The sequence below is a fragment of the Microbacterium sp. PA5 genome (genome assembly GCF_049860775.1).
GTDB lineage: Bacteria > Actinomycetota > Actinomycetes > Actinomycetales > Microbacteriaceae > Microbacterium.
In genome coordinates this window covers 934,838-958,651 of the sequence record NZ_CP187567.1, presented here as the reverse complement: position 1 = coordinate 958,651, position 23,814 = coordinate 934,838, and the positions used below count along the sequence as shown (strand labels likewise).

The following is a 23,814-nucleotide window of genomic DNA, read 5'->3' as shown; positions in this document are numbered from 1 at the left end:
GTCTCGGTCAGACGTCGCGGCTCAGCCGCGGCGGCCCTTGACGATCTTCTCCTGGTTGACGTCCTCGACGTTCGCCGCCTCGACCTCTTCATGGCCGGGCTTGTTGATCGCCTGCCCCTTGCCGCCCTGGAACTCCAGGACGAAGGCGTCGGTGACCTTCTCGAGCTCGGCGAGGGTGTCGTCGTCCAGCACGTTCGTCTCGCGCAGCGTGTCGAGGATCGACGTGTTGCGCTTGAGGTAGTCCAGCAGGTCGCGCTCGAAGCGCAGCACGTCCTCGACCTCGATCGAGTCGAGCTTGCCGTTCGTGCCGGCCCAGATCGAGACGACCTGCTCCTCGACGGGGTACGGGTCGTACTGCGGCTGCTTGAGCAGCTCGGTCAGACGCGCACCGCGGTCCAGCTGACGACGCGACGCGGCGTCGAGGTCGGACGCGAACATCGCGAACGCCTCGAGCGAGCGGTACTGCGCGAGCTCGAGCTTGAGCGTGCCGGAGACCTTCTTGATCGACTTCACCTGGGCGTCACCACCGACGCGCGACACCGAGATGCCGACGTCGACAGCGGGGCGCTGGTTGGCGTTGAACAGATCGGACTGCAGGAAGATCTGGCCGTCGGTGATCGAGATCACGTTGGTCGGGATGTAGGCCGACACGTCGTTGGCCTTCGTCTCGATGATCGGCAGACCCGTCATCGAGCCGGCGCCCAGGTCGTCCGACAGCTTCGCGCAGCGCTCGAGCAGACGCGAGTGCAGGTAGAAGACGTCGCCGGGGTACGCCTCGCGGCCCGGCGGACGACGCAGGAGCAGCGACACGGCACGGTAGGCCTCGGCCTGCTTCGACAGGTCGTCGAAGATGATCAGGACGTGCTTGCTGTCGTACATCCAGTGCTGGCCGATGGCCGAGCCGGTGTACGGCGCGAGGTACTTGAAGCCGGCCGGGTCGGACGCCGGAGCGGCGACGATGGTGGTGTACTCCATGGCGCCGGCGTCTTCGAGCGCGCCCTTGACCGAGGCGATCGTCGAGCCCTTCTGGCCGATGGCGACGTAGATGCAGCGGACCTGCTTCTCGGGGTCGCCCGACTCCCAGTTCGACTTCTGGTTGATGATCGTGTCGATCGCGATCGCGGTCTTGCCGGTCTGGCGGTCGCCGATGATGAGCTGACGCTGGCCGCGGCCGACGGGGATCATGGCGTCGATCGCCTTGATGCCGGTCTGCATCGGCTCGTGCACGCTCTTGCGCGACATGACGCCGGGCGCCTGCAGCTCGAGCGCGCGGCGACCGGTGGTGGCGATCTCGCCGAGTCCGTCGATCGGGTTGCCGAGCGGGTCGACGACGCGGCCGAGGTAGCCGTCGCCGACGGCGACCGACAGCACCTCGCCGGTGCGGGTGACCTTCTGGCCCGCCTCGATGCCCGAGAAGTCACCCAGGACGACGACGCCGATCTCGTTCTGGTCGAGGTTGAGGGCCAGGCCCTCGATCCCGTTGGCGAAGCGCACGAGCTCGTTCGCCATCACGCCGGGGAGACCCTCGACGTGGGCGATGCCGTCGGCGGCGTCGATGACGGTGCCGACCTCGGTGGCGGATGCCGCGGTGGGTTCGTACGCGGCGACGAAGTCTTTCAGCGCGTCACGGATGACGTCGGGGCTGATGGACAGTTCTGCCATGGTCTTCCTTTGTTGTGAAAGTCGGTGCAGGGAGGCCCTGCGGACCCGCTCCCCGGTGGGAGCAGGGAAGTTCTAGCCAGCCAGGCGCTGACGGAGATCGTTGAGACGGGAGGAGACGGTGGCGTCGATGACGTCGTCGCCGATCTCGATGCGCACGCCTCCGACGACCGACGGGTCGACGACGGTGTTGAGCGCGACGTCGGCACCGTAGCGACGGCTGAGCGAGGAGCGCAGCCGCGTGAGCTGGTCGGCATCCAGCGGAGCCGCCGCGTAGACGGTCGCGACCGTGCGGCCGCGCTGGTCGGCCACGATGCGGAGCGCCCGGTTCAGGAGCGAGCGCACGCGACGCTCCCTGGGCTGCTGCACGAGCGAGGAGACGATGAGCGTCGTCGCCTCGCTGGTGCGACCGCCCAGGATCCGCTCGATCAGCGTGCCCTTGGCGGAGGAGTCGCCCAGCCGGCTGCCCAGGGCGAGCTCGAGCTCGGGGTTCACGGCGACCGTGCGCGCGACCTCGAACAGCTCCCCCTCGACGTCGACCGTCGGCACGGCGATCGCGGCCGCGCGGATCGCGAGCGCCTCGATGCCGCCGATGAGGTCGTCGAGCGAGGACCAGCGCTGCGCAGCAGCCGTGGTCACCAGCGAGACGACCTCGGGCTGGAGGCTCGCGAACACCTGCGCGGCCACACCGGCACGCGCCTCGCCCGGGACTCCCCAGGCCGACAGCGCGCCGCTCAGCTGCGACGACTCGCCGATGGTGCGCGCCGCGAGGAACAGCTCCCGAGACGTGCTCAGGTCGCTGATCTTCGTGGTCGCGAGCGCCGCTTCGGTCGCCGCGAGTGCCTGAGTGGTCGCAGAGCCCATTACTTCGCCGTCTCCGACTCGAGGTCTGCGAGGAAGCGGTCCACGACGCCCTTGGCCTTCTTGTCGTCGGCGAGGGTCTCGCCGATGACGCCGCCGGCCAGGTCGAGCGCGAGCGTGCCGACCTCGCTGCGCAGCGAGACGAGGGCCGACTGGCGCTCCGCCTCGATCTGCGTGTGGGCCGCCGCCGTCAGGCGGGCCGCCTCGGTCGACGCGTTCTCGCGGGCCTCGGAGACGATCTTCTTGCCGTCCTCACGGGCGGCGTCGCGGATCTCCCCGGCCTCCTTGCGGGCCTCGGCGAGCTGCGAGGTGTACTCCTCGAGCGCGGCCTCGGCGCGGCGCTGGGCCTCGTCGGCCTTCGCGATGTTGCCCTCGATGGCGGCGGAGCGCGCGTCGAGGAGCGTCTTCATCTTGGGAAGGGCGACCTTCCAGAAGACGAAGAGGATGACGACGAAGCAAACCGCCGACCAGATGATGTCGTACCAGGCGGGGATGAGCGGGTTGTGCGCCGCACCCTCTTCCGCCGCGTACGCGACAAGATCCTTGAGCATCCTGTCTCCTTAAGGGACTGGTGGGGGCTTACTGGAAGATGAAGTAGGTGGCGATGCCGATGAAGGCGAGCGCCTCGGTGAAGGCGATACCGATCCACATCAGCACCTGCAGACGGCCGGCCAGCTCGGGCTGGCGGGCGACGCCCTCGATCGTCTTGCCGACGACGATGCCCACGCCGATGGCGGGGCCGATGGCGGCGAGGCCGTAGCCCATCGTCGCGACGTTGCCCTCGAGGGCGGCGAGAACCGTAGTTGCGTCCACGGGGTTTTTCCTTTCGGTTGAGGGCGGCGGTTGCCGTCCCGATCAGTGCTCTTCGGCGACCGCGAGCTGGATGTAGACCGCGGTCAGGATGGTGAAGACGTAGGCCTGGAGGACGGCCACCAGGATCTCGAACAGGGTGAAGGCGAGGCCGAACGCGAGCGAGCCCGCTGCCAGGGCCGACCACCAGCCACCGAGGTCGAGGAGGAAGAACTGCGTCGCGGCGAAGAACAGGACGAGCATGAGGTGCCCGACGATCATGTTCATGAGCAGTCGCAGCGTCAGCGTGACGGGCCGCACGATGAAGGTCGAGATGAACTCGAGCGGCGTGACGATGATGTAGAGGAACGGCGGCACGCCCGAGGGGAACAGCGCGTTCTTGAAGAAGTTCTTCGGGCTCTTCTTGAGGCCGGCGTAGATGAACGTCACGTAGCTGATGACGGCCAGCAGCAGCGGGACGGCGATGATGCTCGTGCCGGCGATGTTCAGGAACGGGATGATGCCCGTGATGTTCATGAACAGCACCATGAAGAAGATCGTGGTGAGGATCGGCAGGAAGCGCTGCCCGTCCTTCTTGCCCAGCAGGTCTTCGGCCACGTTGACGCGGACGAAGTCGAGGCCCATCTCGACGAGGCTCTGGAAGCGGCCGGGCACGACCGTCATGCGCCGCGTGCCGAGCCAGAAGATCAGGACGATCGCGATGACCGCGAGGAACTGGATCAGGTGGATGCGCGTGATGGAGAGCGGTTCACCGAACAGGACGAGACCCGGGAACGTGAAGATGGCCTCAGGGAAGAACTCGTCGATCGAGGGACCGTGGAATTCCGGGCCTTCTCCGGCCGAGGTGGCGATCAGGGTCGCAGTCTGGGTAAACAGCGCTGGCTCCAGCTTCGGGGCACCGGCCAGGGCCGGGGCGACGATGGTCGATGTGAGCGGACTCCGCACACCACTCCCGGAGGAGCAGGGCAACCGCTCCGTGAGGAGCAGGCGGGCTCTGAAGACAGCCTATCAGTCCTCGCGTGCGGTATCGTCCCGGGCCGGACGATCCGCGGCGCCCTCGGCGACCTCCTCGGCCGTGGGGAGGGTCACGTCGCTGACGTGCGGGATGCGCATCTTCAGCATGACGACGACGTCGATGGCCAGCGAGACGAGCACGCTCGCCACGAGGGCGACGAAGAACACCGGCCCGTTCAGCCACGGCTGGTCGCGCAGCGACAGCAGCACCACGATGAACAGGACGAACTTGAGCAGCCAGGCGCCCATGACCAGCCCGAAGAAGATCGGCACGTAGAGCGGGTCGCCGTACCAGCGGTTCGCGATCAGGATGCTCGCGCCGGTGAACCCCAGGAAGACCGCGGCGAGCACGACGGCGACCAGGGCGCTCCACAGCCCGTCGACGCCGCCGACGGCCCAGCCGACGAGCGCGCCGATGACCGCCAGCCCGGCGGTGGCGGCCGCGGACCACAGGAGGGTCGTGCGCAGGACGGGAGTGCTCGAGACGGTGGGGCGGTTCATGCGACGGACTTCCGTTCGGGGGCGGGTGGGGCGGCGCCGCGCGGGGCGCGCCGGGAGGGCATCAGGGTGACGATGAGACACGCGGTCACGCCGAGGGCGGCGAAGGCCACGCCGGGCCCGTAGAGCCCCGGCCAGCCCGCGGTCGTGCCGATGTACATGAGGAGGACCGAGAAGCTGACCACCGCGGTCCAGGCGTAGAAGATCAGCACGGCGTCGCGGTCGGTGTGGCCCATGTCGAGCATGCGGTGGTGGAGGTGCTTGCGGTCGGGCGAGAACGGCGACTTGCCCTTGGACATGCGGCGGATGACCGCCAGCCCGAAGTCGAGCAGCGGCAGGAGCACGACCACGATGGGCAGGAGCACGGGGATGAACGCACCGAGCAGCTGGGAGCGGCCGAACTGATCGTTGTCCGCGAGGAGCTGCGGCGGCAGATTGCCGTTGACGAGGAGCGCCGAGACCGCCATCAGCAGTCCGAGCATGAGCGCTCCCCCATCGCCCATGAACAGCCGCGCGGGGCTCCAGTTGAAGGGCAGGAAGCCGACGCAGACGGCCACCAGGGTGATCGCCAGGAACGCGGCGAGGCTGGAGTAGCTGCTGAACTCGAAGTCGCGCGCGAGGAGGTACGTGTAGGCGAAGAAGACCACGTTGGCGATGAGCACGACGCCCGCGACCAGCCCGTCGAGCCCGTCGATGAAGTTGACCGCGTTCATGACCACGACGATCACGAGCACCGACAGCGCGACGCTGATCCAGCCGGACAGGTAGGTCGCGCCGCCGACCGGGAGGTAGAAGATCTGCACGCCGCCGGGGCCGACGATGATCCAGGCGACGAGGAACTGCGCGCCGAGCTTGAGGAACCAGTCGAGATCCCACAGATCGTCGGCCACGCCCACCACCACGATGAGCAGCGTCGCGCCGAGGATCGCCCACACGCGCGCGGGCTCCTGCCAGATGATCTGGAAGTAGGGCACCGCCGTGGACAGCGCGAAGGCCCCGAGGACGCCGAGGAACATCGCGACGCCGCCCAGCCGGGGGGTGGGGTTCTTGTGGACGTCGCGCTCGCGGATGCCGGGGTAGAGCTTGTAGCGCATGCTCACCCGCCACACCACCCACGTGAGCGTGAAGGTCAGCGCCGCGGTGATGATCAGCGTGAAGAGGTAGTGCTTCACGCAGCGCCGCCGCCCGCGTCGGAGTCGGCGGGGTCGGGGTCGGCGGGGTCGGGCTCGAGCAGGTCGCCGAGGACCTCGCGCAGCTCGGCGCGTCCGACCGCGCCGTCGCGGAGCACGCGCACCGCGCGGCGGTCGTCGCCGACGAGGCCGGTGGCGTCGATGATCGTCGAGGCGACGCCGGTGGACGAGGCGCCCCCGTCGAGGTAGACCGTGACGCTGTCGCCGAGCATGTCGAGCGCGTCATCGACCGCGGTGGCCGCGGCCTTCCCGGTCAGGTTCGCGCTGGAGACCGCCAGCGGACCGGTCTCGGCGAGCAGCTCGAGGGCGATGCGCTCGGCCGGCATGCGCACGGCCACCGTGCCGCCGGTGTCGCCGAGGTCCCACGTCAGCGAGGGCTGGGCGGGGAGGACGATGGTGAGCCCGCCCGGCCAGAACCGCTCGACGAGGCGCTCGACCGGCTCGGGGAGCTCGGCCACGAGGGCGCGAAGCGTCGGGATGCCGGGGACCAGCACGGGCGGCGGCGACTGCCGGCCGCGCCCCTTCGCCGCCAGGAGGCGGGCGACGGCGGCCGGGCTGAAGGCGTCGGCGCCCACGCCGTAGACGGTGTCGGTGGGCAGCACGACGAGTTCGCCCCGGGCGATGGCCTGACGCGCCTGACGGAGTGCGGGAAGCAGCTGGTCGGCGTCGCGGCAGTCGAACACAGTGGACATAGCCGCTCCAGTCTACGGTCGCGCGCCTCGGGTTCCCTGTGCCGGTGCTCGGGTGACGGTGCTCCCGCGCCGGCGGCGCCCGTCAGGCGCGGATCGCGGTGGTGGCGCGGTCGCGCAGGGTGAGGTCGGGGTGGGTGGCCGCCGCACGCCACCCGTCGGCGGTCAGGAGGTCGCGGATCGCGGCGCCCTGCCACTCGCCGTGCTCGATGACGAGCGACCCGCCCGGGTGGAGCAGGCGCTGCCCGACGGTCGAGAGCTGCCGCACGACGTCGAGCCCGTCGGCGCCGCCGTAGAGCGCCGCCGGCGGGTCCCAGTAGCGCACCTCCGGATCGCGCGGGATCGCGTCGTCAGGCACATAGGGCGGATTGGAGACGAGCACCGACACCGTGCCGTCGAGGGCGGGGAACGCCACGGCCAGGTCGATGAACGCCAGCGTCGCGTGCGGGGCGATCGCCGCGAAGTTCTCCTTGGTCCACAGGAACGCGTCGACGGAGTTCTCCGCCGCGAACACCCGCGCGTGCGGCACCTCGGTCGCCATCGACAGCGCGATCGCGCCGGAGCCGGTGCCGAGGTCGACCGCGATCGGGGCGGGCGACGCGGCGGCCTGGAGGGCGTCGATGGCCAGCTGGGCGACCATCTCGGTCTCGGGGCGCGGCACGAAGACGCCGGGACCGACGCGCAGCTCGAGGTGGCGGAACGGCGCGAGGCCGGTCAGGTGCTGCAGCGGCTCACGGGCCGCCCGCCGGGCGACCAATTCGTGCCACGCGTCCAGGTCGGTCGCGGGGACCGGGTCGCCCCGCAGCGCGGCGGCGGCCAGTGCGCCGCGGGAAAGCCCCAGCACATGGGCGGCGAGCAGCTCGGCGTCGACGTCGGGCGTGGGCACGCCGGCGGCGGCGAGGGTCGCCGTCGCCTCGCGCAGCAGCTCGCTCAGGCGCGCGGGCGCGCGCGAATCATCGATCGTTCTCATGGGCGCGTCCAGCCTAATCGTGAAGAATCGTCACATAGGTCGTCCTCCCGGTTCGCCGCCGTAGGCTGGTCCGACCCGCACACCCGCACGAAAGGCAGGCCATGTCCGGCATCCACCCCGACATCACGAGCGCATTCGGCAACACCCCACTGGTCAAGCTCAACCGCGTCACCGAGGGACTGCCGGGCACCGTGCTCGCAAAGCTCGAGTTCTACAACCCCGCCTCGTCGGTCAAGGACCGCCTCGGCATCGCGATCGTCGACGCCGCCGAGGCCTCGGGCGAGCTGAAGCCCGGCGGCACCATCGTCGAGGGCACGAGCGGCAACACCGGCATCGCGCTGGCGATGGTGGGCGCTGCGCGCGGCTACAAGGTCATCCTGACGATGCCGTCGTCGATGTCGGTCGAGCGGCGCCTGCTGCTCAAGGCCTACGGCGCCGAGCTGGTGCTCACCGATCCCTCGCTGGGCATGAAGGGCGCCGTCGCCGAGGCCGAGCGCATCGCGGGCGAGACCCCGGGCGCCGTCCTGGCCAAGCAGTTCGCGAACCAGGCCAACGTCGAGATCCACCGCAAGACCACCGCGGAGGAGATCATCCGCGACACCGACGGCGAGGTGGGCTACTTCGTCGCGGGCATCGGCACGGGCGGCACGATCACGGGCGTGGGCCAGGTGCTGAAGGACCGCCTCCCCGAGGCGAAGGTCGTCGCCGTGGAGCCGGCCGACTCGCCGCTGCTGACCAAGGGGACGCCCGGCCCGCACAAGATCCAGGGCATCGGCCCGAACTTCATCCCGCCGATCCTCGACCAGGGCGTCATCGACGAGGTCGTCGACGTCGCCTTCGACGACGCGATCAGCACGGCGCGCGAGGTGGCCACCAAGGAGGGCATCCTGGTCGGCATCTCCTCGGGCGCAGCGATCTGGGCTGCGCTGCAGGTCGCCGCGCGCCCCGAGGCCGCCGGCAAGAACGTCGTCGTGATCGTGCCGTCGTTCGGCGAGCGCTACCTCTCGACGGCGCTCTACGAGCACCTGCGCGAAGACTGAACCGACACGTGCCCGGCATCCATCCCGACATCACCAGCGCGTTCGGCGACACCCCGCTCGTCCGCCTGAACAGCCTCCCCCGCGACCTGCCCGGCGGCGCGGAGGTGCTCGTCAAGCTCGAGTTCTACAACCCGGGCGGGAGCGTGAAGGACAGGCTCGGCTACGCGCTGATCGAGGCGGCCGAGGCCGCCGGCGAGCTGGCGCCCGGCGGCACCATCGTGGAGTCCACGAGCGGCAACACCGGCATCGCGCTGGCGCTGATCGGGGCCGCGCGAGGGTACCGGGTGATCCTCACGATGCCCGCCTCGATGTCGAAGGAGCGCCGCACGCTGCTGAAGGCCTACGGCGCGGAGCTGGTGCTCACCGATCCCTACAAGGGCATGACCGAGGCCGTCGACACGGCCCGGCGCATCGTGGCGGAGACGCCGGGGGCGGTGCTGGCACGTCAGTTCGAGCACGCGGCGAACGCGGCCATCCATCGCCGGACCACCGCGGAGGAGATCTGGCGCGACACCGACGGTCGGGTGGACTGGTTCGTCGCCGGGTCGGGCACCGGAGGCACGATCACCGGCGTCGGCCGGGTGCTCAAGGAGCGGAACCCCGACGTGAAGGTCGTCCTCGTCGAGCCGAAGGACTCCCCCGTCCTCAGCGAGGGACGCGCGGGCGGGCACCGCATCCAGGGCATCGGCCCGAACTTCGTGCCGGACGTGCTCGATCGGTCGGTCGTCGACGAGATCTCGGACGTGGAGTTCGACGACGCGATCCGCGTCGCCCGCGAGCTGGCCACCCGTGAGGGCATCCTCGCGGGGATGTCGGCCGGCGCCGCCGTGTGGACCGCGCTGCAGATCGCCGCGCGTCCGGAGGCGGCCGGGCAGCGCATCGTCGTCATCGTCCCCGACGCCGGAGAGCGGTACCTGTCGACCGCGCTCTACGCGCACCTCCGCGAGGACGCGTCGTGAGCGCGCCGCGGTCCGCCCGCTCCGTCGCCCGTCGCGACGCGCGCCGGCTCCTGACGTTCCTGTCGCGCGTGCGCGAGGATGTCGCCGCCGCGAAGCTGCGCGACCCCGCAGCACGCTCGGGCATCGAGATCGCCCTGCTCTACCCGGGACTCCACGCCATCTGGGCGCACCGCGTCTGGCACGCGCTGTGGGTGCGCCGGGTGCGCTTCCTCGCCCGCGCCGGCTCCCAGGTCACCCGCTGGCTGACCGGCATCGAGATCCACCCCGGGGCGACCATCGGGCGGCGCTTCTTCGTCGACCACGGCATGGGCGTCGTCATCGGCGAGACGGCCGAGATCGGCGACGACGTCATGCTCTATCACGGCGTCACCCTCGGCGGCCGCACCCGCGACGCGGGGAAGCGGCACCCCACCCTCGGCGACGGTGTCGCCGTGGGCGCCGGAGCGAAGATCCTCGGTCCGGTGACCGTGGGCGCGGGATCGGTCGTCGGCGCCAACGCCGTCGTCACCCAGGACGCGCCCGAGGACTCGGTCCTGGTCGGCATCCCGGCCAAGCCCCGGCGCCGCACGCCCGGCGAGGACACGAAGGCCGTGCTCACCGCTCCCGAGTACCACATCTAGCCCGCGCCGCGCGGGACCGCGGGTCGTTCAGCCGCGGCGCTCGGCGACCTTCTTCTTGATGAAGAGCATCGGGAGGAACAGCGTCGCCAGCGCGGTGACGAGCCAGACGATCACCGGCGCGATCACCCACGTCCACCACGGGGCGCCGATGGTGAGCCCGGCCCGCGGGATCAGCACCACCACGACGAGGGCGACGAAGGTCGACACGATGCCGATTCCGCCCAGCAGCGCGGGGGCGTTGCGCTGCGCGACGCGGGCGAGCCAGGGCGCCAGGACGCTCTGCAGCACGGCGAAGATCACGATGGCCAGGATGAAGCCGAGCGGGCTCCCCCAGTCGATGACGAAGCCGGGGAGCACCAGGTCTGCCACGATGAGGCCGACCGCCGCCGAGGCGAGGAAGATCAGCGCGCGCAGGAGGAACATGATCATGCCGCGAGCGTAGCGCGGGCGGTTCGCGCGGCGCGAGGCCGGCGCGCACCGTGTCAGGAGCCCAGCGCCGCCAGCCGGGCTTCCTCGTCGGCGCTGATCGCCGACTCGATGAGCGGGCCGAGCGCGCCGTCCATCACCTGGTCGAGGTTGTAGGCCTTGTACCCGGTGCGGTGGTCCGCGATGCGGTTCTCGGGGAAGTTGTACGTGCGGATGCGCTCGGAGCGGTCCATCCCGCGGATCTGGGACCGACGGGCGTCGGAGGCCGCCGCGTCGAGCTCCTCCTGCTGCTTGGCGAGCAGGCGCGCGCGGAGCACGCGCATACCGGCTTCGCGGTTCTGCAGCTGGCTCTTCTCGTTCTGCATCGAGACGACGATGCCGGTCGGGACGTGGGTGATGCGGACGGCGGAGTCGGTCGTGTTGACGGACTGCCCGCCCGGCCCGGACGAGCGGAAGACGTCTATCTTGAGGTCGTTCGGATCGATCTGGATCTCTTCGGGCTCGTCGACCTCGGGGAAGACGAGGACGCCGGTCGTCGAGGTGTGGATGCGCCCCTGGGACTCGGTGGCCGGCACGCGCTGCACGCGGTGCACGCCGCCCTCGTACTTCAGATGCGCCCAGACGCCCTGCGCGGGGTCGGAGCTGGATCCCTTGATGGCGACCTGGACGTCCTTGTACCCGCCGAGGTCGCTCTCGTTGCGCTCGAGCAGTTCCGTCTTCCAGCCCTTGGAGGCGGCGTACTGCAGGTACATCCGGAGGAGGTCGGCGGCGAACAGGGCCGACTCGGCCCCGCCCTCGCCCTGCTTGATCTCCATGATGACGTCGCGCGCGTCGTCGGGGTCGCGCGGGATGAGCAGGCGCCGCAGGCGCTCCTGAGCCGCCGACAGCTGCTCCTCGAGCGCCGGCACCTCGGCGGCGAACGCGTCGTCCTCCTTGGCGAGCTCGCGCGCCGCGTCAAGGTCGTCGGACGCCGCCACCCACGCGTCGTGGGCGGCGACGATCCGACTGAGCTCGGCGTAGCGGCGGTTCACGCGCTTGGCGCGCGCCGCATCGGCGTGCACGGCGGGGTCGGAGAGCTCCTCCTGGACCGCCTTATGCTCGTCGATCAGTCCTTGGACGGACTCGAACACGATCGTCCCCGTCCGGGTCAGCGGATGCTGTTCTCGTGCCCGTGGCTGTGGCCGCCGGCGTGACCGGTCGGGGTCGGGATCGACTTCTGCATCTGCACGAGGAACTCGACGTTGGACTGGGTCTCCTTGAGCTTGCCCAGCACGACTTCGAGGGCCTGCTGCGGGTCGAGGCCCGCGAGCGCACGACGCAGCTTCCACGTGATCTTGACCTCGTCGGAGGACAGCAGCATCTCCTCGCGGCGGGTGGAGGACGCGTTGACGTCGACCGCCGGGAAGATCCGCTTGTCGGCCAGCGAGCGGTTCAGGCGCAGCTCGCTGTTGCCGGTGCCCTTGAACTCCTCGAAGATGACCTCGTCCATCTTGGAGCCGGTCTCCACGAGCGCGGTCGCGAGGATCGTGAGCGATCCGCCGTTCTCGATGTTGCGGGCGGCGCCGAAGAAGCGCTTGGGCGGGTAGAGCGCCGACGCGTCGACGCCACCGGTGAGCACGCGACCCGAGGTCGGCGCCGAGATGTTGTAGGCGCGGCCGAGACGGGTGATCGAGTCGAGCAGCACGACGACGTCGCGACCGAGCTCCACGAGACGCTTGGCGCGCTCGATGGCGAGCTCGGCGACCGTGGTGTGGTCCTCGGCGGGGCGGTCGAAGGTCGAGGCGATGACCTCGCCCTTGACCGTCCGCTGCATGTCGGTGACCTCTTCGGGACGCTCGTCGACGAGGACGACCATGAGGTGGACCTCGGGGTTGTTCGTCGCGATCGCGTTCGCGATCTGCTGCAGGACGATCGTCTTGCCCGCCTTCGGGGGCGCGACGATGAGGCCGCGCTGGCCCTTGCCGATGGGGGCGACGAGGTCGATGATGCGCTGGGTCAGCTTCTCCGGCGCCGTCTCGAGGCGCAGGCGCTCCTGCGGGTAGAGCGGGGTGAGCTTGCCGAACTCGACGCGGTTCGCGGCGTCGTCGACCGAGAGGCCGTTGACGGCGTCGACCTTGACGAGCGCGTTGTACTTCTGGCGGCTCGACTGCTCGCCCTCGCGGGGCTGCTTGATCGCGCCGACGACGGCGTCGCCCTTGCGGAGGTTGTACTTCTTGACCTGGCCGAGCGAGACGTAGACGTCGCTCGTGCCGGGCAGGTAGCCGGTGGTGCGGACGAACGCGTAGTTGTCGAGGACGTCGAGGATGCCGGCGATCGGGATCAGGACGTCGTCCTCGCCGATCTCGGTCTCGAACTCGTCACCGGTCTGCGCGGTGCGGCGCTTGTTGCGCTGACGGCCGCGGCCCTGGCCCTGCGACGCGTCGTCGTCGGCGTCGGCGGCCGGAGCGGCTTCGGGGGCGGCGTTCTGCGCGGCCTGGCCGTTGCCCTGGCCGTTCTGACCGCCCTGACCGCTCTCGCCGCTCTTGTTGCGGTTGCGGCTGCGGCTGCGCGAGCGACTGCGGCTGCGGCTGGGCGTCTCGGACGCGCCCTCGCCGTCGCCGGCGCCCGTCTCGGACGACGCGTCGCCCTCGGCGGACTGGTCGCCCTCGGTGGCGGGAGCGTCCTCGGCGGCTGCGTCCGTGGCGGGCGTCTCGTCGGCAGCAGCCTCGGTCGAAGTCTCCTCGGCCGGGGTCTCCTCGGCCGGGGCGTCAGCGGGCGCCTCGACGGCGGTCGACTCGCCGCTCGCCGCGGCGGCGGCCTCGGCGTCGGCCTCGGCGGCAGGGGTCTCGGCGGCGGGCGACTCTGCCGGGGTCTCGGCGACGTCGGTGCTCTTGGCGCGGCGCGGAGCGCGCTTGCGCGGGGCCTTCGCCGGCTTCTCGGCGGCAGCGGGGGCCTCCTCGGCGGGTGCCTCGGCGGCGGGAGCCTCCTCGGCAGGGGCCTCCTCGGCGGGCTGCTCCTCGGCCGGAGTCTCCTCCGCGACCGGCTCGGCGGCCGGGGTGGTCTGGTCGGCGGTGGCCGACTCGGTGGGGACGTCCACGGCTGCGTCTTCGCGCGCGGCGTCGTCGGTCTGGATCTCGGAGATGGACTCCACGAGTTCTCCCTTTTACGTATGGATATGACTGACCGTGTCCCGGGCCCGTCCACAGCAGGCGCCATCCCACCCCACAGCGCGTCCGCGTCCTCGAGGGACGGCGATCGCCGAAGCGGGGGGTAACACGGTGGTTCGCAGATTTGCGACGGAGGCCAGATTCACGAGTAGCTCGTGGAACCCTCCGTATAGTCCCTCACTGTACCACCCTTGACGTCGACGGCGAGCAGGAGCGGCTCCCACGGAGTGTCCTCCGCGGCGGCGACCTCGACGGCCTCGAGACGGCGCCCGGGGCCGTCGGCGAGCACGAGCACGCTCGGTCCCGCACCCGACACGACGGCCGCGAACCCGGCGGCGCGGAGGCGCCGCACGAGCTGGTCGGTCGCCGGCATCGCCTCGGCGCGGTAGGACTGGTGGAGCTTGTCCTCGGTGGCCGCCATGAGCAGTTCCGGACTCTGCGTGAGCGCCGCGATGAGAAGCGCCGAGCGCGACACGTTGAACACGGCATCCTCACGCGGCACCTGCAGCGGCGCGAGGCCGCGGGCGACGCTGGTGGACATCGTGAAGTCCGGGACGAACACGAGCGGCGAGACGCCCCGGTGCACGAGGAGCTTCTTGTGCTGCGGGCCGTTCTCGTCCATCCAGGCGATCGTCAGGCCGCCGAAGAGGGCCGGCGCCACGTTGTCGGGGTGGCCCTCCATCTCGGTGGCCAGGCGCAGCAGCATCTCGGGGCCGAGGTCGACGTCGCCCGCCAGCAGGCCCTTGGCGGCGAGCAGACCCGCCACCACCGCCGCGCCCGAGGAGCCCATCCCCCGCCCGTGCGGGATCGTGTTCCGCGCCGAGAGGTGGAGGCCCGGCATGGGGCGTCCCACGGCCTCGAACGCGTAGGCGATGGCGCGCACCACGAGGTGCGACGCGTCGGTGGGCACGTCGTCGGCGCCCTCTCCCGACACGACGATCTCCAGCCGGCCGGCGGGAAGGGCGGTGACGGTGAGCTCGTCGTAGACGCTCAGCGCCAGGCCGAGCGTGTCGAAGCCGGGACCGAGGTTGGCGCTGGTGGCAGGCACCCGCACCGCGACCGACTCAGGCGTCCGGGTCATGCCGTCGGGGCCAGTCCGAGGACCGAGGCGACCTCACTGGTCGCCGCATCGACGACCGTCGGGGTGATCTCGGTGCCGTCCGGCTGGCGCAGGGCCCACTGCGGGTCCTTCAGGCCGTGCCCCGTGACCGTGAGCACGACGCGCGAGCCGGCGGGGATGACGCCCGCCTCGGCGCGGTCGAGGAGGCCCGCGACGCTGATCGCCGATGCCGGCTCGACGAACACGCCGACCGTGCCGGCGAGGAGCTTCTGCGCCGCGAGGATGCGGTCGTCGTCGATGGCGCCGAACCAGCCGTCGGTGGCGTCGCGCGCCTCGAGGGCGAGCTCCCACGAGGCCGGGTTGCCGATGCGGATCGCGGAGGCGATCGTCTCGGGGTTGCGGACGACCTCGCCGCGCACGAGCGGGGCGGAGCCCTCGGCCTGGAACCCGAACATGCGCGGCACGCGGGTGGAGACGCCGCGCTCGGCCTCCTCGCGGTAGCCGCGGGAGTACGCCGTGTAGTTGCCGGCGTTGCCGACGGGGATGAAGTGGAAGTCGGGGGCGTCGCCCAGCTGGCTGACGACCTCGTACGCCGCCGTCTTCTGCCCCTCGATGCGGTCGGGGTTGACCGAGTTCACGAGGTGGACGGGGTAGTGCTCGGCGAGCTCGCGCGCGATCTCGAGGCAGTCGTCGAAGTTGCCGCGGATCTGGATCAGCTGGCCGTTGTGGATGACCGCCTGGCTGAGCTTGCCCATGGCGATCTTGCCCTCGGGCACGAGCACCGCGGCGGTGATGCCGGCGTGCGCCGCGTACGCGGCGGCGGAGGCCGACGTGTTGCCGGTCGAGGCGCAGATGACGGCCTTCGCGCCGTGCTCGACCGCGCGCGAGAGGGCGACGGTCATGCCCCGGTCCTTGAAGGAGCCCGTGGGGTTCATGCCCTCGAACTTGATGTGCACGTCGGCGCCCGTGATCTTCGACAGCGACGGCGCCGGGATGAGCGGCGTGCCGCCCTCCCCCAGCGTCACGACCGTCGAGGCGTCGGTGACGCCCAGCCGATCGGCGTACTCGCGCAGGACTCCGCGCCAGACATGTGCCATGTTCAGTCTCCTTCCACGCGCAGGACCGAGACGACGCGTTCGACGACGTCGCTCGACCCGAGACGGTCCACCGTCTCGGCCAGGTCCTGCTCCTGTGCCTTGTGGGTGCCGATGACCAGGCGCGCCCGGCCCTCCGCACCCGTGGTCTGCGCCGCGGCCGCCGCATCGGCGCCCGCGTCGATGATGCTCTGCCGCTCGATGATGGTCTGCTCGACGGTGGCGATCGAGACGCGGCCGTCGGCGAGGATCCCGGCGATGGTCGCGAGCACGCCCGGGCGGTCGTCGACCTCGAGGGTGATCTGGTAGCGGGTCACCGCCCGTCCGATCGGCGCGATCGGCAGATTGGCGCGGGTGGACTCGCCCACCCCGACGCCGCCGGCGATGTGGCGGCGCGCAGCCGAGACCACGTCGCCGAGCACGGCCGAGGCGGTCTGGATGCCCCCGGCGCCGGCGCCGTAGAACATGAGGTCTCCCGCAGCCTCGGCCTGGACGAACACGGCGTTGTTGGCGCCGTGCACGCTCGCGAGCGGGTGGTCGCGGCGGACGAGGGCCGGGTGCACGCGCACCGAGATGGCCTCGCCGCCCTCGTCGTCGAGCCGCTCGCAGACCGCCAGCAGCTTGACGACGTAGCCGGCGGCGCGCGCGGCGTCCATCATCTGGGCGTCGATGGTCGAGATGCCCTCGCGGTGGACGGCTTCGAGCGGGACGGTCGTGTGGAAGGCGAGCGAGGCGAGGATGGCCGCCTTCTGCGCGGCGTCGAAGCCCTCGACGTCGGCGGTCGGGTCGGCCTCCGCGTAGCCGAGACGCTGCGCGTCGGCCAGGACGTCGGCGTAGTCCGCGCCCTCGCCGTCCATGCGGTCGAGGATGTAGTTGGTCGTGCCGTTGACGATCGCCAGGATGCGGCGCACGCGGTCGCCGGCGAGCGAGTCGCGCAGCGGCCGGACGATCGGGATCGCGCCGGCGACGGCCGCCTCGTAGTGGACCGAGGCGCCCACCTGGTCGGCGGCCTCGAACAGCTCGGGCCCGTGGGTCGCGAGGAGCGCCTTGTTGCCGGTGACGACGTCGGCGCCGGCGTTGAGGGCCTGCAGGAGCGCGGTGCGCGCCGGCTCGATGCCGCCCATGAGCTCGATGACGATGTCGCTGCCGACGATCAGGGGCTCGGCGTCGGTGGTGAGCAGCTCGCGCGGCAGGTCGGTGTCGCGGGGGGCGTCGAGGTCGCGCACGGCGATGCCGACGAGTTCGAGCTGGGCTCCGGCGCGGTCGGCCAGTTCGGCGGAGTGCTCCAGCAGGAGCGCCGCGACCTGCGAGCCGACCGAGCCGGCTCCCAGGAGTGCGACGCGGAGTCGGCGGTCCTCGGTCATTCGTTCCCCTCGTTGATCGGGTCTGTGGGGTCTATGCGGTCTGTGGGGTCTGTGCGGTCGGTCGGGTCGGCGCCCACGTCGCGCGCCAGGATGTCGGCGATCGACTCGCCCCGCACGATGACGCGGGCCCGGCCGTCGCCGACGGCGACCACGGGAGGGCGCGGGACGGCGTTGTAGTTGCTCGACAGCGAGTAGCAGTAGGCGCCGGTCGCGGGAACGGCGAGGAGGTCGCCCGGGGTGACGTCGCCCGGGAGGTACTCGGCGTCGACGACGATGTCGCCGGATTCGCAGTGGCGGCCGACGACGCGTGCCAGGGCGGCTGCCGCGTCGGAGGTGCGCGAGGCGATGCGGGCCGAGTACTGCGCGCCGTAGAGCGCGGGGCGGGCGTTGTCGCTCATGCCGCCGTCGACGCTGACGTACAGACGGGTGAGGTCGTCGCTCACCTGCACCGGCTTCACCGTGCCGACCTCGTACAGCGTCACGCCGGCGCGGCCGACGACGGAGCGCCCCGGCTCGAAGGCGAGGTTCGGCATCGGGATGCCGCGGACGTCGCACTCGCGGGCGACCGCGTCGACGATGCCCGTCGCGAGCTCGTCGATCGGCGTCGGGTCGTCGACCGACGTGTAGGCGATGCCGAAGCCGCCGCCGAGGTTCAGCACGGGGACGTCGCCGCCGGCGAGCAGCTCGGCGTGGAGGTCGACGAGCCGCGCGGCCGACTCCGCAAAACCCGCGGTGCCGAAGATCTGCGAGCCGATGTGGCAGTGGAGTCCGATGAACGCCAGCGACGGCAGCTCGCGGATGCGGGCGACGACGGCCGGGGCGTGGCCGAGCGCGAAGCCGAACTTCTGGTCCTCGTGCGCGGTCGCGAGGAAGTCGTGGGTCTCGGCGTGGACGCCGCTGTTGACGCGCACGAGCACGGCCTGCCGGGCGCCGCGGCGCTCGGCGATGGCGGCGAGCCGCTCCACCTCGATCAGGCTGTCGACGATGACGGAGCCGACGCCCACCTCGACGGCCTGCTCGAGCTCGGCGACCGACTTGTTGTTGCCGTGGAGGCCGATGCGCGCCGGGTCAGCTCCCGCGGCGAGCGCGATGGCGAGCTCTCCCCCGGTCGCGACGTCGACGGCGAGTCCCTCGCCGGTGACCCAGCGGACGACCTCGGTGGACAGGAACGCCTTGCCGGCGTAGTAGACGCGGGCGTGCACGCCGTGGCGGGCGGTCGCGGTCTCGAAGGCGGTGCGGACGGCGCGGGCCCGGGCGCGGACCTCGAGCTCGTCGAGCACGTAGAGCGGCGTGCCGAAGCGCTCGCGCAGCTCGGCGACGCCGACGCCGCCGATGCTCAGCGCGCCGTGCGCGTCGCGGGAGGCCGACGTGGGCCACACCTCGGTGGCGAGGGCGTTCGCGTCGTCCGGCACGGCGAGCCAGTCCGGCACGGGCGCACGGTTCTCGGAGGCGGACACGGAGGGCACCAATCGGGTGGGGATGGCGGCTGTCGGCGGGATGATCACGCCGGGACAGTCCTGAGATGCGGTGCTGAAAGTCTAGGGCACCGTGCCGGGCGCTCCCGTCCGTGTGACTGCGGGAAGCGCGGCCCGTGGCGGAGGTGCGCCCTCAGGCGCAGGTGCCGTTCTCGCGGGCCGAGGCGTCGCGCAGGATCGAGCTGTCGATCTCGAAGTCGACGACGACCGCCGCCGGGTCGACCTGCACGTCCGTGAGGGTGAGCGCGGCAGGCAGGTACTGTGCGATGCAGACGTCCCAGTCGCGCACGACGGTGGAGGCGAGGGCGCCGAACTGCTGCACGATCGATTCGGCGGAGATCTCGGCGTCGGCGATGCGCAGCGAGGTCGGCGACAGGACGAGCTCGCCGTTCTCGGCCCGCGGGGTCAGCGCGACCCCCACGGGCACGGTGGTGACCAGCGCGTTGAGCTCGAACGTCACGGCGACGTCGGGCGCGTCGATCTCGACCGTGTCGGCCGGGAAGTCCTCGAGCGTCGCGAGCAGCGTCTGCAGCTGGGTCTCGTCGATCGTCGCGGTCGCGTAGGCGCCGCTCCAGTCGCCCGCTCCGTGGATGGGGACGTCCTGGGCCAGCACCGAGATGTCGGCGGTGAGGCGGCCGAGCGGCACGTCGTCGGATGCCACACGCACCTCGCCGAGGCTCCCGACGATGAGCCCGAGCAGCACGGGGCCGTCGACCTGGACGTCGACCTGCTGGTCGGCCGGCAGCGACAGCTGCGTGATCGTCTGCTGGCGGATGGTCTGCTCGACGATGCTCCGCGCGATCGCGTCGCCCGCGAACCAGGCTCCGATGGCCAGCGCGACGACGATGACGAGGGAGACGAGCCACGGCCAGCGCCGGCGCTTGCGACGCGGCGGCTCGGCCGGGCTCGACAGCACCCACTGCGCCCGCGGGTCGGGCAGCGGCTGGGTGGGCTGATCGTCGGCGCTCATCGCGGCATCCGTCACATGCGCTCGGGAGCGGAGACCCCGAGCAGGTGCAGGCCGTTGCGGAGCACCTGGCCTGTGGCATCGTTCAGCCACAGGCGCGTGCGGTGGAGGTCGGTGACCTCCTCGTCGCCGAGCGGGGTGACCCGGCAGTTGTCGTACCAGCGGTGGTAGAGGCCGGCGAGTTCCTCGAGGTAGCGAGCGACCCGGTGCGGCTCCCGCACCTCGGCCGCGAAGGCGACCACGCGCGGGAACTCCTGGAGCGCGCCCAGGAGCGCCGACTCGGTCTCGTGGTTCAGCAGCTCGGGCGCGAACGCGTCGCGGGTGACGCCGACCGACGCGGCGTTGCGGGCGACGTTGTGGGTGCGCGCGTGGGCGTACTGCACGTAGAAGACCGGGTTGTCGTTCGTCCGCTTCTGCAGCACGTCGAGGTCGATGTCGAGGTTCGAGTCGGCCGAGCTGCGCGTCAGCGAGTACCGGGCGGCGTCGACGCCGACGATCTCGACGAGGTCCTCCATCGTGACGACGGTGCCCGCGCGCTTGGACATGCGGACCGGCTGCCCCTCCTTGACGAGGTTGACCATCTGGCCGATGAGGATCTGGAGGTTCACGTACGGCTCGTCGCCGAACGCGGCCGTCATCGCCATGAGGCGCTGGACGTAGCCGTGGTGGTCGGCGCCCAGCATGATGATGCAGCGGTTGAAGCCGCGCTCCCGCTTGTCGAGGTAGTAGGCGAGGTCGCCGGAGATGTAGGCGGGCTGGCCGTCGCTCTTGATGACGACGCGGTCCTTGTCGTCGCCGAAGTCCGTGGAGCGCAGCCAGGTGGCGCCGTCGGCCTCGTAGATGTGGCCGAGCTCCCGCAGGCGTGCGACGGCGCGGTCGACCGCACCGGAATCGTGCAGGTCGTTCTCGTGGAAGTACACGTCGAAGTCGACGCCGAACTCGTGGAGCGACGCCTTGATCTCGTCGAACATGAGGCCGACGCCGACGGAGCGGAACGCCTCCTGCTTGGCGGCGGGGTCGAGGGCGTCGATGTCGCCGTCGTAGGCCTCGACGACGCGCTGCGCGATGTCGGTGATGTAGCCGCCGCCGTAGCCGTCCTCGGGGGTTGGGAGCCCTTCGTGGGCGGCGACGAGGCTGCGCGCGAAACGGTCGATCTGCGCGCCGTGGTCGTTGAAGTAGTACTCGCGGGTGACCTGCGCGCCCTGCGACGACAGGATGCGGGCGAGCGAGTCGCCGACGGCCGCCCAGCGGGTGCCGCCGAGGTGGATCGGGCCCGTCGGGTTGGCGCTCACGAACTCGAGGTTGATGACCTCGTCGCTGCGGCTGTCGTTCGTGCCGAAGTCCGCGCCGGCGTCGACGATCGTCTTGGCGAGGGCGCCGGCGGCGGCCGCGTCGAGGCGGATGTTGATGAAGCCGGGCCCCGCGACCTCGACGCTCGCGACGCCGTCGGTGGCGGCGAGCGCCGTGGCGATCTCGGCCGCGAACTCGCGCGGGTTCGCGCCGACGACCTTGCTGAGCTTGAGGGCGGCGTTCGATGCCCAGTCGCCGTGGTCGCGGTTCTTCGGGCGCTCGAGGACGAAGTCCTGCACCGTGAGCCCCTCGCTCGAGCCGGGGCGTCGCGCCTCTGCGAGAGGGGTGACGACGGCGAGCAGGGCTTCAGACAGGGCTTCAGGATTCATGGCCTTCCGATTCTACGGTCGCCGCTTCCGGTCGTTGAGCGAGGAGCGCAGCGACGAGACGAAACGGGCTCCCGGGGCCGGACCTCCGGTCGTTGAGCGAGGAGCGCAGCGACGAGACGAAACGGGCTCAGGCCAGCTGCACCAGCGCGCCGAAGTCGTCGAGCGCCGGGTCCGATGCCGCGGCCGCCGCGTCGATCGCCTCGACGTCGGAGGTGTCATCCGGCACCACGACCGCGTCGACCCGCATGCGCTGCAGGCCCACGTGGCCACCGTGGTAGCTGAGGAACGCGCAGTCGGCGGCATCCCGTCCCGTCGCGATCCGCACGAGCGAACGGCGGTTGGCGAGCCGCGTCGCGTCGATGACGTACCAGGTGCCGTCGTGGTACGCCTCGGCGACCGCGTGGAAGTCCATGGGGCGAAGGCCCGGCGCGTAGCAGGCGGCATAGCGGGCGGGCATGTCCATGGCCCGCAGGAGCGCGATCACGACGTGTGCGTAGTCGCGGCAGACGCCCTGCCCGGTCATGAGCGTCGTCACGGCGGAGTCGGTGCCCTGGCTGAGTCCCGGGGTGTAGGTCGTCGACGTCGCGACGAACTCGCTCACCGCCGTGATGAGCTCCTCACCCTGCAGGCCGCGGAACTGGCGACGCGCCTGCGAGAACACCTCGTCGGACTGGCAGTAGCGGCTCGGACGCAGGTACGTGATCGCCTCGAGGTCGCTCGTCGCGCGCTGCGAGACCTGTCCGTCGATGAGCGCCTCGTACCGCACCTGGAGCAGGCCCGCCTCGCCCTGCAGGCGGTGCAGCCGGCTCCCGGACTGATCGATGATCTCGGTCGGCGTGTACACGCGGTCGCCCTGCGCGAACGTCAGCTCTTCGCGCACGACGGGCGCGGGCTGGGCCGCCGCGATCTGGAAGATGAGGTCGACGGGCGACCCCAGATCCAGGTCGAGTTCGGCGGTCACGATGCGATGCACCGGGATATCCTCGCATGCCCGCGAGGGTGCTGGATCACCCCCACAGGACGCGGTCGTACGAAACCGTTTCCGCCTGTGGGATTCGTGACATATCCTCTCGGCATGGGGGCGAGGGAGCTGGCCACGGAGAGGGCCGACAGCCGGTCGCGCGTGCGCGCGGTACGGCCGCCGGCATGGGCTGTCGCCGCACTCGCGGTGCTCGTGATCGCGATCGCCGTCCTCGCGCTCTGGCGCCCCTGGGCGCAGCCCGCCGCGAGCATCGCCGCCGGTGCCGAAGAGGTCGTCGCCGTCACTCCCCCGGAGCTCCTCGAGCTGCCCGAGAACCCGCGCGTGCTGATCTTCGGCGACTCCTGGACCTGGGGAGAAGCCGCCGCGCCCGGAGAGGGCTACGCCTACGTCGTCGCGGACATCGCCGGCTGGACCACCGTCGTCGACGGCATCCAGGGCAGCGGATACCTCCGTGAAGGGAAGAACGGCCTCACCTTCGGGCAGCGCATCGACCGGCTCGACCCGGCACCGAACCCCGAGCTCGACCCCGACCTCGTGATCGTGCAGGGGTCGATCAACGACCGCAAGCTCTACCCCGAGGGCTACCGCGACGCCGTCGTCGCGGCGTGGGACGCACTCGCGGCGCTGTATCCGTCGGCGCGCATCGTGATCCTCGGGCCCGCGCCCCACATCCTCCCCGTCGAGGAATCGACCATCGCCGTCGACGCCGAGCTCTCGCGCCTCGCCGCCGCCCGCAGCTGGTGGTACATCTCCCCCCTCGCCGAGGAGTGGATCACGGACGCCGACTACCTCGACGTCATCGACACGAGCGAGGTCGGCCGGTACCACCCGTCGACCGCGGGTCATCGCTACCTCGCCGAGCGGCTGGCCGCGGCGGTAGAGGCCATCTCTCGGTGATAACCTCGATCAGTGCGCCTCCGTAGCTCAGGGGATAGAGCGTTGGTTTCCGGTACCAAAGGTCGCAGGTTCGATTCCTGTCGGGGGCACTTCTCTTCAGTCGCCAGGCCTATCCGTTGATGATCCGGTAGGTATGAGCGCGGCTGAGTCCCGCGTCACGGGCAATCACCGTGGGCTGCACGTTTGCTGCCGCAGCCAGCCGGATGAGCTCGTCGCGACGGCGAAGGAGCCGCGCGATCGTCGCGTCGATGTCTCGCAACTCCGCCGCGTACGGGTTGTCAGTGCTGGCCACGGTGTGCCTGAAGGGCCGTGATGAGAGCGACGACGCCGACGACGAGCGCGGCTCCGCTGATGATCCACGCGATAACGTCCATGGAACTCCTTTGATGCTGATCGGTGGGGTCGCTCCGACGG

24 protein-coding genes and 1 tRNA gene are annotated in these 23,814 nt (G+C 71.1%); 5 read left to right on the top strand and 20 right to left on the bottom strand.

Annotated elements, in window-relative coordinates; translation table 11 throughout:
• Nucleotides 1-21: 21 nt before the first annotated feature.
• The 9 genes from atpA to prmC all read right to left on the bottom strand — a co-directional run bounded on the left by atpA (nt 22) and on the right by prmC (nt 7,691).
• On the bottom strand, nt 22-1,662 hold the full coding sequence (gene atpA / locus ACPWUT_RS04355; protein WP_284528074.1) for a F0F1 ATP synthase subunit alpha: 1,641 nt from the start codon (nt 1,660-1,662) through the stop codon (nt 22-24).
• 72 nt (nt 1,663-1,734) lie between these two features.
• Entirely contained in the window at nt 1,735-2,523 is a 789-nt protein-coding gene (locus ACPWUT_RS04350; RefSeq protein ID WP_284528073.1) for a F0F1 ATP synthase subunit delta, read from the bottom strand.
• On the bottom strand, nt 2,523-3,071 hold the full coding sequence (locus ACPWUT_RS04345; RefSeq protein WP_284528072.1) for a F0F1 ATP synthase subunit B: 549 nt from the start codon (nt 3,069-3,071) through the stop codon (nt 2,523-2,525). The genes ACPWUT_RS04350 and ACPWUT_RS04345 overlap by 1 nt, the downstream gene beginning before the upstream one ends.
• A 28-nt stretch (nt 3,072-3,099) precedes the next feature.
• The gene (gene atpE, locus ACPWUT_RS04340; protein WP_144807427.1) at nt 3,100-3,333 is read right to left on the bottom strand and encodes an ATP synthase F0 subunit C; all 234 of its coding nucleotides are present in this window, start codon (nt 3,331-3,333) and stop codon (nt 3,100-3,102) included.
• Between the two features lie 42 nt (nt 3,334-3,375).
• The gene (gene atpB / locus ACPWUT_RS04335) at nt 3,376-4,275 is read right to left on the bottom strand and encodes a F0F1 ATP synthase subunit A (protein ID WP_425841026.1); all 900 of its coding nucleotides are present in this window, start codon (nt 4,273-4,275) and stop codon (nt 3,376-3,378) included.
• Nucleotides 4,276-4,338: 63 nt separating this feature from the next.
• Nucleotides 4,339-4,845, bottom strand: coding sequence for a hypothetical protein (locus tag ACPWUT_RS04330; RefSeq protein WP_425841023.1), 507 nt, complete (start codon nt 4,843-4,845; stop codon nt 4,339-4,341).
• Entirely contained in the window at nt 4,842-6,014 is a 1,173-nt protein-coding gene (locus tag ACPWUT_RS04325; protein ID WP_425841020.1) for an MraY family glycosyltransferase, read from the bottom strand. Before ACPWUT_RS04325 ends, ACPWUT_RS04330 begins: the two co-directional genes overlap by 4 nt.
• Nucleotides 6,011-6,724: an L-threonylcarbamoyladenylate synthase gene (locus tag ACPWUT_RS04320; RefSeq protein WP_284528069.1), complete on the bottom strand. Its 714-nt coding sequence runs from the start codon at nt 6,722-6,724 to the stop codon at nt 6,011-6,013. The genes ACPWUT_RS04325 and ACPWUT_RS04320 overlap by 4 nt, the downstream gene beginning before the upstream one ends.
• Nucleotides 6,725-6,806: 82 nt before the next feature.
• Nucleotides 6,807-7,691 (bottom strand): peptide chain release factor N(5)-glutamine methyltransferase, encoded by an 885-nt coding sequence (gene prmC, locus ACPWUT_RS04315; RefSeq protein ID WP_425841016.1) that lies wholly within the window; start codon nt 7,689-7,691, stop codon nt 6,807-6,809.
• Nucleotides 7,692-7,792: 101 nt separating this feature from the next.
• Here prmC and cysK (ACPWUT_RS04310) point away from each other — a divergent pair, with 101 nt between their 5' ends.
• From cysK (ACPWUT_RS04310) to epsC, 3 genes are read left to right on the top strand one after another with little or no spacing between them, the layout of a single operon-like run.
• On the top strand, nt 7,793-8,731 hold the full coding sequence (gene cysK / locus ACPWUT_RS04310; RefSeq protein WP_284528067.1) for a cysteine synthase A: 939 nt from the start codon (nt 7,793-7,795) through the stop codon (nt 8,729-8,731).
• A gap of 8 nt (nt 8,732-8,739) precedes the next feature.
• The gene (gene cysK / locus ACPWUT_RS04305) at nt 8,740-9,690 is read left to right on the top strand and encodes a cysteine synthase A (RefSeq protein ID WP_425841013.1); all 951 of its coding nucleotides are present in this window, start codon (nt 8,740-8,742) and stop codon (nt 9,688-9,690) included.
• Nucleotides 9,691-9,740: 50 nt separating this feature from the next.
• The gene (gene epsC, locus ACPWUT_RS04300; protein WP_425842179.1) at nt 9,741-10,310 is read left to right on the top strand and encodes a serine O-acetyltransferase EpsC; all 570 of its coding nucleotides are present in this window, start codon (nt 9,741-9,743) and stop codon (nt 10,308-10,310) included.
• 27 nt (nt 10,311-10,337) lie between these two features.
• On the opposite strand, the gene ACPWUT_RS04295 is transcribed toward epsC, so the two are convergent.
• The 10 genes from ACPWUT_RS04295 to ACPWUT_RS04250 all read right to left on the bottom strand — a co-directional run bounded on the left by ACPWUT_RS04295 (nt 10,338) and on the right by ACPWUT_RS04250 (nt 22,494).
• The gene (locus ACPWUT_RS04295) at nt 10,338-10,739 is read right to left on the bottom strand and encodes a hypothetical protein (RefSeq protein WP_284528064.1); all 402 of its coding nucleotides are present in this window, start codon (nt 10,737-10,739) and stop codon (nt 10,338-10,340) included.
• A gap of 53 nt (nt 10,740-10,792) precedes the next feature.
• On the bottom strand, nt 10,793-11,866 hold the full coding sequence (gene prfA / locus ACPWUT_RS04290) for a peptide chain release factor 1 (RefSeq protein WP_284528063.1): 1,074 nt from the start codon (nt 11,864-11,866) through the stop codon (nt 10,793-10,795).
• Nucleotides 11,867-11,883: 17 nt separating this feature from the next.
• Entirely contained in the window at nt 11,884-13,866 is a 1,983-nt protein-coding gene (gene rho / locus ACPWUT_RS04285) for a transcription termination factor Rho (protein ID WP_425841009.1), read from the bottom strand.
• A gap of 158 nt (nt 13,867-14,024) precedes the next feature.
• Nucleotides 14,025-14,963, bottom strand: coding sequence for a homoserine kinase (gene thrB / locus ACPWUT_RS04280; RefSeq protein WP_284528061.1), 939 nt, complete (start codon nt 14,961-14,963; stop codon nt 14,025-14,027).
• On the bottom strand, nt 14,960-16,039 hold the full coding sequence (gene thrC / locus ACPWUT_RS04275; protein ID WP_284528060.1) for a threonine synthase: 1,080 nt from the start codon (nt 16,037-16,039) through the stop codon (nt 14,960-14,962). The genes thrB and thrC overlap by 4 nt, the downstream gene beginning before the upstream one ends.
• A 2-nt stretch (nt 16,040-16,041) precedes the next feature.
• Nucleotides 16,042-17,400: a homoserine dehydrogenase gene (locus ACPWUT_RS04270; RefSeq protein WP_425841004.1), complete on the bottom strand. Its 1,359-nt coding sequence runs from the start codon at nt 17,398-17,400 to the stop codon at nt 16,042-16,044.
• The gene (gene lysA, locus ACPWUT_RS04265; protein WP_425841001.1) at nt 17,397-18,857 is read right to left on the bottom strand and encodes a diaminopimelate decarboxylase; all 1,461 of its coding nucleotides are present in this window, start codon (nt 18,855-18,857) and stop codon (nt 17,397-17,399) included. The genes ACPWUT_RS04270 and lysA overlap by 4 nt, the downstream gene beginning before the upstream one ends.
• A gap of 151 nt (nt 18,858-19,008) precedes the next feature.
• Entirely contained in the window at nt 19,009-19,845 is an 837-nt protein-coding gene (locus ACPWUT_RS04260) for a DUF2993 domain-containing protein (protein ID WP_425840998.1), read from the bottom strand.
• A gap of 11 nt (nt 19,846-19,856) precedes the next feature.
• Nucleotides 19,857-21,521, bottom strand: coding sequence for an arginine--tRNA ligase (gene argS / locus ACPWUT_RS04255; protein ID WP_425840995.1), 1,665 nt, complete (start codon nt 21,519-21,521; stop codon nt 19,857-19,859).
• Between the two features lie 127 nt (nt 21,522-21,648).
• Entirely contained in the window at nt 21,649-22,494 is an 846-nt protein-coding gene (locus tag ACPWUT_RS04250) for a transglutaminase-like domain-containing protein (RefSeq protein ID WP_425840992.1), read from the bottom strand.
• Nucleotides 22,495-22,596: 102 nt separating this feature from the next.
• Here ACPWUT_RS04250 and ACPWUT_RS04245 point away from each other — a divergent pair, with 102 nt between their 5' ends.
• A complete protein-coding gene (locus ACPWUT_RS04245) occupies nt 22,597-23,400 on the top strand; it encodes an SGNH/GDSL hydrolase family protein (RefSeq protein ID WP_425840989.1) in 804 nt (267 codons plus the stop codon).
• 16 nt (nt 23,401-23,416) lie between these two features.
• Nucleotides 23,417-23,489 (top strand) — tRNA-Arg (locus ACPWUT_RS04240).
• A gap of 20 nt (nt 23,490-23,509) precedes the next feature.
• Here ACPWUT_RS04240 and ACPWUT_RS04235 read toward each other — a convergent pair.
• Nucleotides 23,510-23,692: a hypothetical protein gene (locus ACPWUT_RS04235; RefSeq protein WP_425840987.1), complete on the bottom strand. Its 183-nt coding sequence runs from the start codon at nt 23,690-23,692 to the stop codon at nt 23,510-23,512.
• Nucleotides 23,693-23,814 lie beyond the last annotated feature (122 nt).